Here is a 13579-nt window from a genome sequence, read left to right on the forward strand (position 1 = left end):
ACAACAAAAATTATGTTTAGAGGCGCAAGCAACATCACCTTAGATAGCAAAAATCGGATCACGATACCGACACGGTACCGTGAGTCTTTGTTTGCCGATTTCGAGGGTAAAATGGTGTGCACTCTACATACTGAAAGTCGTTGTTTATTGTTGTATCCACTGTCGGAATGGGAAGAGCTAGAACTTAAGTTGAGCCGCCTATCCGATATGAACCCGAGTGAGCGTACCATAAAACGTATTCTCCTGGGTAACGCTACTGAATGTGAAATAGATAAAAGTGGTCGCCTGCTATTAAGCAGTGTTCTGCGCCAACACGCTAATCTCGAAAAAAACGTTATCTTGGTTGGTTTGTTTAATAAGTTTGAAATCTGGAATGAAGACGACTGGCAGACACAAATGCATCAAGGAATTGAAGACAATCAGCAAGGCAAGCTGGAATTAACCGAACGTTTATCGGATTTATCGCTTTAGCCTTAGGTTAAGGCTTGGAATAGTTATGGCAACAGAATTTGCACACATTTCAGTATTACTACAAGAAGCCGTAGATGGCCTGGATATAAAACCAGATGGCACCTATATCGACTGTACTTTTGGTCGTGGTGGACATTCTGGACTGATACTAAAAAGCCTGGGTGAAAACGGACGTTTGATAGCCATTGATCGTGATCTACAAGCAATAGAGTCTGCGCAAAGATTTGCTGACGATCCTCGATTTAGCATAGTGCACAGTGGCTTCGCTAACCTGCAAGATATTGCCGTCGATCTGGATGTAATTAGTCGGGTCGACGGAATCTTGTTGGACTTAGGCGTCTCCTCGCCGCAACTGGATGATGCCAGTCGAGGTTTTAGCTTTATGAATGATGGCCCGTTGGATATGCGTATGGATACCAGCAAAGGCCAAACAGCGGCAGAATGGATAAAAGTTGCCGATGTTGAAGACATCACCTGGGTGTTAAGAACTTTTGGTGAAGAAAAAATGGCGTGGCGTATTGCCAACGCCATTGTTGATGCCCGACAAGAGCAAGATATTACCACCACCGGTGAGTTGGCGAGAATTATCAAGCAAGCGGCACCACAAAAAGAAATTAAAAAACATCCAGCGACACGAAGTTTTCAAGCGATTCGCATGTACATCAACTCGGAACTGGATCAAATCGAAAGCGCATTAGCGGCATCATTGGATGTATTAAAAGAAGATGGCCGTTTGGTGGTCATTAGCTTCCATTCATTGGAAGACAGACTGGTCAAACAGTTTATGAAAAAGCATAGCCAAGGCAAGAAAGTGCCACGTGGTATGCCAATTACAGAAGAAGAATTACAAAAAGGTAAAAAGCTGGCGTTGGTGGGGCGCACCAAACCAAGTAAATCTGAAGTTTCTGACAACGTACGCTCGCGCAGTTCAGTTCTTCGAGTTGCTCGGCGCTTGGCAAAAGATTAATCGATAACAACTATTGGGCAATAGTGTCATCGGTTAAAAGGAATAACCATGGCTAAACTGGTTTTAACCCAGGAAATATGGCAAGACATTAAGCGTTATAGCGGTACCTATCTCATGGCTATGTTGGTACTGCTTTCGGCGTTTGCGGTGATCTATATGACACATATCAACCGGCAGGCAACCAGTGATTTGGAAAAATTATATGGTGATCGTGACAGCCTTCATGTTGAATGGCGCAACTTGCAATTAGAGCAAAACTCACTGGCAGAGCACAGTGAAATTGAAACCAAGGCTGATAAAGAGCTGCATATGCATCGGCCTGAAATTAACAGTGAAATAATAATAAAAATTCCATAATGGGTACTAAGGCTAAACGTAATAAAGCAAACCTAAAACCAACCACCATCGCTTGGCGATTTCACGTGGTTGTAGGCTTGATTTGCCTTGTATTCACCAGTTTGGTAGCCCGCTCCGCCTATATTCAAGTCGTCGAACCTGAATCCCTTCAACAAAAAGGTGAAAATCGCACCGTCCGCAACGCCAAAGTACATTCTTATCGAGGTGCCATCCTCGATCGCAACGGCGAAGAGTTAGCCATCTCTGTGCCTGTTAAAACGGTTTATGCCGACCCGCAACGCTTTATTGAAGGTAAAAACGCCCTCAAAGACGAGCGCACCCGTAAAGATTGGCAAAAACGTCTCGATGTTCTCGCCCAAGTATTGGACATGAACGTTTCGGCCATTATCGACAAAATAGGAACCAATCCGAAGAAACGTTTTACATATTTGTCGCGACACGTGTCGCCGCAAATGGCAGATTACATTGAAGTAAGCCTGAACATCCCAGGTATAGAGGTGGTATTAGAAACCAAACGTTTTTATCCCTCTGGCGAAATCAGCGCGCATGTGGTTGGTTTTACCAATGTTGATGAAGATGGTATAGAAGGCATTGAGCGTCTGTTTGACGAGCACTTAACCGGTGTCAACGGCAAAGACAAATACATCAAGGATGCCCACGGTAACCGCATTGAAATTTTGGAAAAAGTCGACAAACAAGATCCTGAAGATATTACCCTATCGATAGATCAGCGCATTCAAGCGTTAGCTTATCGAGAATTAAAAGCGGCGGTTAAGTCGTTCCAGGCGATATCCGGCTCGGTGGTTGTCTTAGATATTCACAGTGGCGAAATATTGGCGATGGTGAATGGCCCGTCTTACAACCCAAATAATCGTAAGGGAATGGCAACACACAGATTTCGTAATCGCGCCATTACCGATATGTTTGAACCGGGTTCAACCATGAAGCCGTTAACGATATTAAGCGCGTTAGAATTAGGCTCGGTTGAAAAAGACGATATTATTAACACCTCACCAGGTTCGATGCGTATTGGTGGACGCCGTGTTTCTGACCCAAGAAACTACGGTAAATTAAGTCTTACCGAGGTATTAATTAAGTCATCGAATATGGGGACCACGCGTTTAGCAATGGAGATTCCAAAGGAGTTCTTGCTTTCGAAGTTTTTTGAAATGGGCTTTTCTGAAGATACAGGGACAGGCTTGATTGGTGAAAGCTCAGGCCGCTTATCGGATCGTAACCGTTGGTCAAAATTTGAATTGGCAACCTTATCATGGGGTTATGGCTTGGCCATTACGCCACTGCAGTTGGCGCGCTTTTACGCAACGCTTGGCAATGGTGGTAAAAAAGTCCCCTTGTCTATTTTAAAAGATCCTAAGTTTAATGAAGGCGAGCAAGTGGTTGATGCCGAAAACGCCCGCACTGTATTACATATGATGGAGCAGGTGGTGTTGCAAGGTGCGCCAAAAGCCAAAGTCGATGGCTACCGTGTCGCAGGCAAAACCGGCACCGTGCGTAAGGCAGCCGCTGGCGGTTATAGTAATGAATATATGGGCATTTTTGCCGGTGTTGCGCCAGTGTCTGATCCTAAGATCGTGGTTGTTGTGGTGATTAACGAACCCGGTGGTGATGATTATCACGGTGGTGAAGTCGCCGCACCGGTATTCTCGCGTATTATGAAAGGCGCGTTAACCACCTTGAACATTGCCCCAGACGATACATCCCGTATCAGTCAATTGACGGTTAAAGAGGGAGACAATGATGCCTAATCAAAGTCACTTCTCGATTAACCAAACACTGCTCGGGCTAGGTATTGATTTAGCGGCAACAGGCTTTGTTGATAATCATTGCCGCAACTTGGTTAACGATTCTCGACAGGTAAACGCAAACGATATCTTTGCCGCCGTAATTGGTACGCAAAAAGATGCCAAACAATTCATCGATACCGCTGTACAAAATGGTGCAGCGTTAGTCATTTATCAATGCCAACAACCGCAACAACATGGGCAAGTGACAATGCTTGAGGGCGCCAGTGGTCAAGTGCCAAGTGTGGCGTTTTATCAATTGGCAAAGCAATTGCATCTATTGGCGGCAAATTATTATAACAACCCCGCTGATACAATGACCTTGGTTGGAGTAACGGGCACCAATGGCAAAACCAGTTGTTGCCAACTTTTAGCACAATTGCTCTCTACCAAGAGCAACAAAAGCGCTATAATCGGCACCCTTGGTGCGGGTACCTTGGATAATCTGGTGGATATTAACAACACCACCCCAGGACCAACCTTGTTACAACAGCTGTTAGCTGAGTTTACCGCACAACAGGTGAACACAGTGGCCATGGAAGTATCCTCACATGCATTGCATCAACATCGTTTAAACAGCGAGATGCTTGATATTGCGGTATTCACAAACTTAAGTCGTGATCATCTTGATTATCACGGCGATATGCAAAGCTACGCCGATGCGAAAAAGGCGATGTTTGTCGCGAATGGCACGCAAAAATGGGTGATAAATGCCGATGATGCCATTGGTAAACAGTGGTTGTATAGTCTGCCCGATACAAACCCTAAAATGGCGTTTGCTATTGACGCAGATGAAAGCGAATTTGCTGGCTGGCATTATCTAATCGCCTGTGACCTTGATTGTCACAACAACGGCATACGTTTTACTTTAAAATCAAGTTTCGGCCAATGTCAGTTAGATAGCCCATTGCTCGGTGAGTTTAATGTTGCTAATTTGTTGGCGGTTATCGCCGTGGCGCTATTACAAGGTATCACGCTTGCCGATTTACCTGACTTGGTGGCTAATTTACAGCCAGTTGCAGGTCGTATGGAAGTATTCAGTGCGGCGAATGCGCCGACAGCGGTAGTTGATTATGCCCACACGCCTGATGGATTAGAGCAAGCGTTGCGTTCGGCAACGGCGCATTGTCAGGGTAAACTATGGGCGGTTTTTGGTTGTGGTGGCGACAGAGATAAAGGCAAACGAGCTTTAATGGGGGCCATTGCTGAGCAATACGCTGATCACATAGTGCTTACCAACGATAACCCAAGAACCGAACAGCCTGAAACAATTGCCGCGGATATAGCTAAAGGCATAAAAGCCCAAGATAAAACAACGACGATACTAGACCGTCAACAAGCGGTGTTATCAACCTTGTCGAATGCGAGTAGTGACGATATGGTGCTACTGGCCGGCAAGGGGCACGAAGATTATTTAATAATTGGGGAACAAACCATCGCCTATCATGAGCGCGAGGTTGTTCGTCAATTTTATTTACAGAGGGAAGGTCAATGATCCCATTACTGTTAAATGAAATCGCCGATGTAGTCGGTGGAAACATATTACGTTGCGCGGAGCCGGAAACTCTGGCTATCACCAGTGTCAGTTCCGATTCGCGTCAATTACAAGCCGGTGACTTGTTTATTGCTCTTAAAGGGCCGAACTTTGATGGTCATCGCTTTGTTGCGCAAGCATCCGATATCGGGTGTTCTGTCGCCTTGGTTGAGACTGAGCAAGATGTCGACATCCCGCAGCTGGTGGTTACCGATTGCTACAAAGCTATGGGTAAACTTGCCGCTTATGTAAAACAGCAAGTTAATCCAAAAACTGTTGCCATCACAGGCAGTAGCGGTAAAACCACGGTAAAAGAAATGGTGGCAGCGATTTTGTCACAACTTGGCACCGTGTTAGCCACTGATGGTAACTTCAATAACGAAATTGGCGTGCCATTAACGTTATTGCGTCTCGAGCATCAGCATGAATATGCGGTGATCGAACTTGGTGCCAATCACATTGGTGAAATTGCCTATACCACAACCCTTACTAAGCCAGATGTCGCCGTCATTAATAATATTGCTGCAGCCCATTTAGAAGGCTTTGGTGATTTATGTGGTGTTGCTCGCGCCAAAGGCGAGATATTTGAAGGGCTAGGTGAAACCGGGGTGGCTCTATATAACCAAGACACTCCATATACCCATAAGTGGCAATGGCGCTTAACCGATAAAACCGTACGCAAATTTAGCTGCGTAAAAGAAGCCGATTGTTATTGCAGTGATGTTCGTCTCAATGACCTAGGTTTTAGCAGCTTCACTTTAAATACATATCAAGGCAATATCGACATTACCGTGCCTATACCGGGTCGCCATAATGTATGTAACGCCGTCGCTGCCGCAGCCATAGCGCTTGAGTTTGGTGCAACCTTAGAACAGATCAAATCTGGGCTTGGAAATATGGCGCCGGTTAAAGGCCGTTTAAATCTGATCAGTTTACCGGGCAAAATGACCCTCATTGATGATACCTATAACGCCAATGTTGAATCGACTAAAGCCGGTGTCGAATTGCTCGGCAGTTATGCAGGCCGCCGAATCCTGATACTTGGCGACATGGCCGAACTTGGCGAAGATGCTCGTCGTTATCACCAAGAAATCGGTGAACATGCATTAATACATCACATAGATAACGTATTAACACTTGGTGTGCTAAGTCAAAGCGCTTCACAAGTGTTTAATGGCGATGGCGCGCATTTTTCACAGCGAGACAAGCTGATAGAAAAACTGGCACAATTGCTTTCTAACGAGGAACAAACAATTACTATTTTGGTTAAGGGCTCACGCAGTGCCCGTATGGAACTTGTCGTTGAAGACATTAAACAATGGCGTAACAAGGCTGAGGTGGGTTCATGTTAGTCTGGTTAGGTCAATATCTGACGGAATTTTACAGCGGTTTTAACGTGTTCTCCTATCTAACGTTCCGCGCCATTGTTGCCACATTAACCGCATTAATTGCGTCATTGTACTTTGGCCCTAAATTGATTCGCTATTTGCAAACCATGCAAATCGGCCAAACTGTTCGTGATGACGGCCCGCAAAGTCACTTGTCAAAATCCGGTACGCCAACCATGGGCGGTATCCTTATTTTGGGCACCATATTATTGAGCGTCCTGTTATGGGCTGATCTCAGTAATCGTTATGTTCAGGTGGTGTTGTTTGTCACCGTAAGCTTTGGTCTTATTGGCTTTGTTGATGACTATCGTAAAGTGATCCGCAAAGACCCGAACGGCCTAATTGCTCGCTGGAAGTATTTTTGGCAAACCGCTGCAGGTTTAGCGACCGCATTTTATTTGTATGCTATTGCCCAGCCAGAAGGCACCACGTTATTGATCCCATTCGTAAAAGACGTGATGCCACAACTAGGCGTGTTGTATGTAGCCTTAGTGTATTTTGTCATTGTTGGTACCTCAAACGCAGTCAACCTGACCGATGGTTTAGATGGTTTGGCTATCGTACCGACGATTTTAGTTGCCGGCGCATTTGCGGTATTTGCTTATGTTACTGGTAATGCTAATTTCTCTGAATATCTAAATTTACCGCATATTCGCGAGACCAGTGAGCTGGTGATTATATGTACCTCGATTGTCGGTGCCGGGCTTGGTTTTTTGTGGTTTAACACCTACCCAGCGCAAGTGTTTATGGGCGATGTTGGCTCATTAGCGTTAGGTGCGATTTTAGGTGTTATTGCGGTATTGGTAAAACAGGAACTTGTGCTGTTTATTATGGGCGGCATCTTCGTAATTGAAACGGTATCGGTGATATTGCAGGTTGGCTCCTACAAGTTGCGAGCGAAACGTATATTTCGCATGGCACCGATTCACCATCACTATGAATTAAAAGGTTGGCCAGAGCCACGAGTTATTGTTCGATTCTGGATTATTTCCGTGGTGTTAGTGTTGATTGGTTTGGCAACATTGAAATTACGTTAATCGACAATAAAAAAAAAGAGATAACTAAGTAACCCTTTATGATGAGTATGTTTAACGGCAAAAATGTTTTAGTCCTGGGCCTTGGCGCCACAGGACTTGCCAGTGCCCGCTATTTAACGGCCACTGGCGTAGACTTTGCTGTCAACGACTCGCGCCAACAACCGCCAGGGCAAAAGCGCCTAGCGCAGTTAAATAAAGAGGCAAAACTCATTGCCGGTGGTTGGCATGCAACAACAATTGCCGCAGCTGATATCATCATTGCCAGCCCTGGTGTCGACATTAATATTGCCGAGATTCGTGACAACGTGCGCGCTGATGCCGAACTGATTGGTGATGTTGAGCTGTATTGTCGCGTCAATAGCTCGCCGAAACTTGCTGTTACCGGCTCCAATGGTAAATCGACCGTGGTGAGTTTATTGGCGCATTTGGCGAAATACATGGGCGTCGAGGCGGTACTTGCCGGTAATATCGGTTTACCGGTCTTAGAGGTTGCTGAACAAGAATCCGAACTGGTTATCCTTGAGCTATCGAGCTTTCAGCTTGAAACCATGGTCTCTTTAGATGCAGTGGCTGGTACCGTTCTTAATATATGTGATGATCATTTGGATCGTCATCACACGCTGGAAAACTACAGTGCGATTAAACATCGCATATACCAGCAAAGCCGTCGTCGGGTATTTAATCGCGAACAACTCAGCACTCGCCCTGAGACGGTAAACGACGCTGATATCAGTTTTGGTCTTGATGCACCCCTACCAGGGCACTTTGGTGTTGTTGTTGATGGAGATAAAGATTTTTTAGCCTACGGCGACACAAAACTGCTTGATTGCGCCCGCTTACCCTTGGCTGGCAAGCACAACCAACTCAACTGTTTGGCGGCGTTGGCATTGGGGGTTTGTGCCGATTGGCAGATAGATAAATTGGCACAAGGTTTAGTGTCTTTTGAAGGTCTCGATCATCGCTGTAAGCAAATCGATACCTATGATGGCATCGTTTGGATAAACGATTCGAAAGCAACCAATATCGGTGCCACATTGGCGGCAATAGAGGGGTTAGCCCGAGCACGTCAAAAAATGATCCTTATCGCCGGCGGTGATGGTAAGGGCGCTGATTTTAATGAATTGTTGCCAGGTTTGAGCAAAGTCGATCACTTAATCACCCTTGGCAAAGATGGTGATGAAATAGCGAGCTTGAAAGCTGGAACGATTAAAGTCGACACCTTACAGCAAGCGGTCAAGACGGCTCGCCAGTTAGCGACACCCGGCGATTTAGTATTGTTGTCACCGGCATGCGCCAGTATTGATATGTTTAACAACTACATGCAGCGTGGCGATATGTTTATTCAGGCAGTAAGGGAAATACACTGATGTTGGCATTTGCAGGGCAATTAAAGTTACCTATGTGGTTTAGTCAGGGCAACCATGACACCGCTCCAGCGACGTTTGATCGTACCTTTATTATCTTAGCCTTCACCCTTTATTTTTTGGGCTTGATGATGGTTGCCAGCGCGTCTATCCCTGTTGGTGAGCGTTTATACAATAACCCGTTTCACTTTGTTATACGCCATGGTATTTATGTATTACTGAGCTTGGCAGTGGCGTTTTTTGCCTTAAAAATAGAGATGGACAAGTGGCATAAATCCAGTTGGGCTTTATTGCTGTTTGCGATCCTTTTATTGGTCGCGGTACTGATAGTTGGTCATAAAGTAAACGGCTCAACTCGATGGATTCGCTTAGGGCTGATCAACGTTCAAGTAGCGGAACCTGCTAAGTTATTTTTCTTTTGTTATCTATCAGCCTATTTAGTGCGTCGTCGTGACGAAGTAATGGATAATTTTAAAGGCTTTTTCAAGCCATTGTTGGTATTATTCATCCTCGCCGTGCTGTTACTGTTGCAACCCGACTTGGGAACTGTGATTGTGATGGGGTGTACTGCCTTAGGTTTACTGTTTTTAGCAGGCGCTAGGTTGTGGCAGTTTGCTGCTATTGTCGTGGCGGTACTCAGTGCATTTTCGCTAATGATAATTAACGAGCCCTATCGTTTGGCTCGTATTACGGGTTTTTTGAACCCGTGGGCAGATGAATTTGGTATTGGCTATCAATTAACCCAATCGCTTATGGCTTATGGCCGTGGCGAATTTTTTGGTTTGGGGTTAGGGAATAGCATTCAAAAGCTAGATTACTTACCTGAAGCTCATACCGACTTCGTTATGGCAGTAGTTGGCGAAGAATTTGGTTTTGTTGGTGTGTTGGCGTTGCTGGCAGTTGTTTTGGTTCTCGTTGTCAAAGCACTGTATCTAGGACGACAAGCACTGGAAAAAGAAAAGTATTTTGAAGGTTTTTTCGCCTATTCAATAGGTATTTGGATGAGCTTTCAAACGGCAGTAAATGTTGGTGCCAGCGCTGGGATATTCCCAACCAAGGGCCTCACCATGCCGTTGATCAGTTATGGTGGTAGTTCAATGATAGTCATGACACTGGCGATAGTCGTATTAATTCGCATTGATCATGAATTAAGGTTGCAGGCGATTCAAGCAACCTCGAAAGGAGGGCGTAAGTAGTGTCTAAACGTCCAACAATTTTGATTATGGCAGGCGGTACCGGTGGGCATATTTTCCCAGGTTTAGCTGTGGCTGAATATTTGCAGCAACAAGGCTGGCATGTGCATTGGCTTGGTACGTCTGATCGAATGGAAGCGCAAGTTATCCCAGCGCACAATATAGATATTTCCTTTATCAATATCTCCGGTTTACGCGGTAAAGGTTGGAAGTCAAAGCTGACTATGCCATTTAAAGTTTTACAATCTGTGTGGCAATCGCTAGATGTAATAAATCAAGTACAACCGGATGTGGTACTTGGTATGGGTGGCTATGCAAGTGCTCCAGGTGGTGTCGCCGCTTGGATTAAGCGTATTCCGTTAATATTGCACGAACAAAATGCCGTGGCCGGCATGACCAATCGTTACCTAGCCAAAATAGCCAGCAAAGTATTGAGCGCATTTCCGAATGCCTTCAGTAGCGGTGTTAACGCGCAAGTGGTAGGTAACCCAGTGCGTGGCAACATCAGCATGTTAACCGATGAACATGAGCGTGAAATCAATAAGCGGGTGCTAGTTGTTGGCGGCAGTTTAGGTGCCAAAGTGCTTAATGACACCGTACCGCAAGCTATTTCACAAATTAAACTGCAAGGTATCGATGTTTGGCATCAAACCGGTAAAGGTAACAAGACAGATGTCGATGCGTCTTATCAAGGTTACCAAGTTGATGAAAGTAAGATCAAAGTATCCGAGTTTATTGACGATATGGCCGAAGCCTATGATTGGGCGGATGTGGTGATATGTCGTGCCGGTGCTCTTACCGTGTCTGAATTGGCGATGGCGGCAAAACCCGCAATCTTTATCCCATTGCCACACGCGGTTGATGATCACCAAACTAAAAATGCTCAATATCTTGTTGATGCTGGGGCGGCTTATATGTTGCCGCAATCAGAATTAAACGCGACCTTATTATCGCGAAAATTGAACATGTTATTTAGTTCAGAATCAGTTTTGAAGAAAATGGCTAAGGCCTGCAAAGCGGTTTCTACACCTAATGCTACCGAACAAGTTGCAACCTTGTGTCGGTCATTAGTGGATTAGTGAAAGAATTTATGATGAATATTCCAGAAATGCGTCGTGTAAAAATCATACATTTTGTTGGTATCGGTGGTGCTGGCATGGGTGGTATTGCCGAGGTATTACTTAACGAAGGTTATCAAGTGACGGGGTCTGACATAGGTGCTAACCCAGTGGTAAACCGTCTAACTAAGCTGGGTGCAAAAATTAACATTGGTCATCAAAGTGACAACGTTGCTGATGCCAGCGTTGTTGTCGTGTCTAGCGCCATTAAAGCCGATAATGTTGAATTGGTTGCCGCACAAGAGCAGCGTATTCCAATTGTACCTCGTGCTGAGATGCTTGCCGAGTTGATGCGTTTTCGCCATGGTATTGCCATCGCAGGCACGCACGGTAAAACCACTACTACGAGTTTGATTGCCAGTATCCTTGCCGAAGGGCAACTGGATCCAACATTTGTTATCGGTGGCTTGTTAAACAGTGCCGGTACTAATGCACGATTAGGAAAGAGCCGATATTTGGTTGCTGAAGCAGATGAAAGCGATGCCTCTTTCTTGCATTTGCAACCTATGGTGTCGGTTATTACCAATATAGATGCGGATCACATGGATACCTACGAAGGTGACTTTGAAAAATTAAAAGACACCTATGTTGAGTTTTTACATAACTTGCCATTTTATGGTCTAGCGGTGTTGTGCATTGATAATCCTGTCGTTGCTGAAATTTTACCTCGTGTAGGCCGTCAGTTTATTACCTACGGTTTTAGTGAAGACGCTGACGTTAGAGCCATTGATTATCAGCAAGATGCCGGTGTCAGCAAATTTACTGTGTTGCGAAAAGAACGTGACGATTTACAAGTAACGTTAAATCTACCTGGTTTGCATAACGTTGCTAACGCCCTTGCAGCGATTGCTGTAGCGACCGATGAAGGCGTTGAAGATAAAGCCATTGTTGAAGCACTAGAGAAATTTGAAGGCATAGGGCGTCGTTTTGAGCATCTAGCTGATATCGCCACTGAAAAAGGCGAGATGACGGTGATTGATGATTATGGTCATCACCCAAGTGAAGTTGCAGCAACTATTAAAGCGATGCGCAGTGGTTGGCCAGAGCGTCGTTTGGTCATGATGTTCCAACCACACCGTTATTCACGTACACGTGATTTATACGAAGATTTTGTCGAAGTGTTGGCATCGGTTGATCAATTGATTTTACTCGATGTATACGCAGCGGGTGAAGAGCACATCGCTAATGCCGATTCTAAGTCTTTGGCTTGGAGCATTCGTTCTCGCGGTAGCATGGAGCCAATTTATGTTAGTTCGCCAGAGCAACTGCCACAAATTCTTGGCAACGTATTAGAGCATGGCGACATGTTGATTACCCAAGGTGCCGGTAATGTTGGCGCTATTGCTCGTGATGTCGTAGCGGCGCCGGAGTTAAACGTCAAAGGGGATGCGTCATGAGCACCTTGCTTGACCTTAACCAACTAAAGCAACAGCATATCGCCGTACTTTTTGGTGGCAACAGTGCTGAGCGAGAGGTGTCATTAAATTCAGGCAAAGCGGTTATCAATGGGTTACAAAAAGCGGGCTTTAAGGTTAGCGGTATTGATACCAAAGACGTCGCTTTGAACCAACTGCAAAGCTTAGGCATCGACCGGGTATTTATTGCCTTGCATGGTCGTGGTGGTGAAGACGGATGCATCCAAGGTGCATTGGAATACATGTCGATTCCATATACAGGTTCCGGTGTATTAGGGTCAGCGTTGTCGATGGACAAGGTTCGGACCAAGCAAATATTTAAAGCCAGTGGTTTACCAACCGCTGACTTTGCTGTGGTAAACGAGGATGATTACTGCGCCGACGCTTGCCAACAGATTTTGCAAAACCTTGGTGGCAAAGCCATGGTCAAGCCAGCCAAAGAAGGTTCGAGTATTGGCATGGCAATAGCCCGTGATGCAGATGAGTTAGCGAGAGCACTAGAAAACGCGTTCAAGTACGACCATCAAGTGTTAGTTGAAGCATGGCTTAGTGGTGCGGAATTTACGGTGGCGGTTTTAGGTGAGCAGGCATTGCCAGCAATATCTATGGTCACACCAAACGAGTTTTATGATTATCAGGCCAAGTACCAAAGCAATAGTACCCAGTACTTGTGCCCATGTGGTTTACCAGCAGAGCAAGAAGCACAATTGCAATCATTGGCGTTAAAAGCGTTTCGAGCAACCGGCGCCCAAGGTTGGGGTCGTGTTGATGTGATGCAAGATAGCGAAGGGAATTTTAACTTGCTGGAAGTTAATACGGTTCCAGGTATGACAGAAACATCCTTGGTACCGAAAGCTGCAAAGGTCGCAGGCTTAGACTTTCAAGACCTAGTGAGCCGAATATTGCAGCTAAGTGACATACATAAGTAATTGA

General features: G+C 45.3%; 12 protein-coding genes. All 12 read left to right on the forward strand.

Annotated features, from left to right (window positions below; all coding sequences use genetic code 11):
- The first annotated feature begins 12 nt into the window (after positions 1-12).
- From mraZ to HII16_RS05450, 12 genes are read left to right on the forward strand one after another with little or no spacing between them, the layout of a single operon-like run.
- Positions 13-471, forward strand: a complete 459-nt coding sequence (gene mraZ, locus HII16_RS05395; RefSeq protein ID WP_135439079.1) for a division/cell wall cluster transcriptional repressor MraZ — start codon at positions 13-15, stop codon at positions 469-471.
- 25 nt (positions 472-496) lie between these two features.
- Positions 497-1438 carry a 16S rRNA (cytosine(1402)-N(4))-methyltransferase RsmH gene (rsmH, locus tag HII16_RS05400; protein WP_169128161.1) on the forward strand — a complete coding sequence of 314 codons (942 nt, stop codon included), beginning with the start codon at positions 497-499 and terminating at the stop codon, positions 1436-1438.
- Between the two features lie 48 nt (positions 1439-1486).
- Entirely contained in the window at positions 1487-1795 is a 309-nt protein-coding gene (gene ftsL / locus HII16_RS05405) for a cell division protein FtsL (protein ID WP_169128163.1), read from the forward strand.
- Entirely contained in the window at positions 1795-3561 is a 1767-nt protein-coding gene (locus tag HII16_RS05410; RefSeq protein WP_169128165.1) for a penicillin-binding transpeptidase domain-containing protein, read from the forward strand. The genes ftsL and HII16_RS05410 overlap by 1 nt, the downstream gene beginning before the upstream one ends.
- Positions 3554-5092: a UDP-N-acetylmuramoyl-L-alanyl-D-glutamate--2,6-diaminopimelate ligase gene (gene murE / locus HII16_RS05415; RefSeq protein WP_169128167.1), complete on the forward strand. Its 1539-nt coding sequence runs from the start codon at positions 3554-3556 to the stop codon at positions 5090-5092. The genes HII16_RS05410 and murE overlap by 8 nt, the downstream gene beginning before the upstream one ends.
- Complete coding sequence (gene murF, locus HII16_RS05420; protein ID WP_169128169.1) at positions 5089-6483, forward strand: UDP-N-acetylmuramoyl-tripeptide--D-alanyl-D-alanine ligase; 1395 nt, start codon at positions 5089-5091, stop codon at positions 6481-6483. The genes murE and murF overlap by 4 nt, the downstream gene beginning before the upstream one ends.
- Complete coding sequence (mraY, locus tag HII16_RS05425) at positions 6477-7556, forward strand: phospho-N-acetylmuramoyl-pentapeptide-transferase (protein ID WP_135439084.1); 1080 nt, start codon at positions 6477-6479, stop codon at positions 7554-7556. The genes murF and mraY overlap by 7 nt, the downstream gene beginning before the upstream one ends.
- A 38-nt stretch (positions 7557-7594) precedes the next feature.
- Positions 7595-8923, forward strand: a complete 1329-nt coding sequence (gene murD / locus HII16_RS05430; protein WP_169128171.1) for a UDP-N-acetylmuramoyl-L-alanine--D-glutamate ligase — start codon at positions 7595-7597, stop codon at positions 8921-8923.
- The gene (ftsW, locus tag HII16_RS05435; RefSeq protein ID WP_169128173.1) at positions 8923-10116 is read left to right on the forward strand and encodes a cell division protein FtsW; all 1194 of its coding nucleotides are present in this window, start codon (positions 8923-8925) and stop codon (positions 10114-10116) included. The genes murD and ftsW overlap by 1 nt, the downstream gene beginning before the upstream one ends.
- Positions 10116-11192: an undecaprenyldiphospho-muramoylpentapeptide beta-N-acetylglucosaminyltransferase gene (gene murG / locus HII16_RS05440; RefSeq protein WP_169128175.1), complete on the forward strand. Its 1077-nt coding sequence runs from the start codon at positions 10116-10118 to the stop codon at positions 11190-11192. Before ftsW ends, murG begins: the two co-directional genes overlap by 1 nt.
- Positions 11193-11203: 11 nt before the next feature.
- Positions 11204-12628, forward strand: a complete 1425-nt coding sequence (gene murC / locus HII16_RS05445; protein ID WP_169128542.1) for a UDP-N-acetylmuramate--L-alanine ligase — start codon at positions 11204-11206, stop codon at positions 12626-12628.
- Positions 12625-13575 (forward strand): D-alanine--D-alanine ligase, encoded by a 951-nt coding sequence (locus tag HII16_RS05450; RefSeq protein ID WP_169128177.1) that lies wholly within the window; start codon positions 12625-12627, stop codon positions 13573-13575. The genes murC and HII16_RS05450 overlap by 4 nt, the downstream gene beginning before the upstream one ends.
- Positions 13576-13579 lie beyond the last annotated feature (4 nt).

This window comes from Thalassotalea sp. Y01 (assembly GCF_012932945.1).
Classification (GTDB): domain Bacteria; phylum Pseudomonadota; class Gammaproteobacteria; order Enterobacterales; family Alteromonadaceae; genus Thalassotalea_A.

Bases quoted from the DNA above. Each gene is read 5' to 3' on its own strand.
- HII16_RS05410 (WP_169128165.1), top strand. From the start codon at position 1,795: ATGGGTACTAAGGCTAAACGTAATAAAGCAAACCTAAAACCAACCACC.
- murD (WP_169128171.1), top strand. From the start codon at position 7,595: ATGATGAGTATGTTTAACGGCAAAAATGTTTTAGTCCTGGGCCTTGGC.
- ftsL (WP_169128163.1), top strand. From the start codon at position 1,487: ATGGCTAAACTGGTTTTAACCCAGGAAATATGGCAAGACATTAAGCGT.
- mraY (WP_135439084.1), top strand. From the start codon at position 6,477: ATGTTAGTCTGGTTAGGTCAATATCTGACGGAATTTTACAGCGGTTTT.
- HII16_RS05450 (WP_169128177.1), top strand. From the start codon at position 12,625: ATGAGCACCTTGCTTGACCTTAACCAACTAAAGCAACAGCATATCGCC.
- mraZ (WP_135439079.1), top strand. From the start codon at position 13: ATGTTTAGAGGCGCAAGCAACATCACCTTAGATAGCAAAAATCGGATC.
- rsmH (WP_169128161.1), top strand. From the start codon at position 497: ATGGCAACAGAATTTGCACACATTTCAGTATTACTACAAGAAGCCGTA.
- murC (WP_169128542.1), top strand. From the start codon at position 11,204: ATGATGAATATTCCAGAAATGCGTCGTGTAAAAATCATACATTTTGTT.
- murE (WP_169128167.1), top strand. From the start codon at position 3,554: ATGCCTAATCAAAGTCACTTCTCGATTAACCAAACACTGCTCGGGCTA.
- murF (WP_169128169.1), top strand. From the start codon at position 5,089: ATGATCCCATTACTGTTAAATGAAATCGCCGATGTAGTCGGTGGAAAC.
- ftsW (WP_169128173.1), top strand. From the start codon at position 8,923: ATGTTGGCATTTGCAGGGCAATTAAAGTTACCTATGTGGTTTAGTCAG.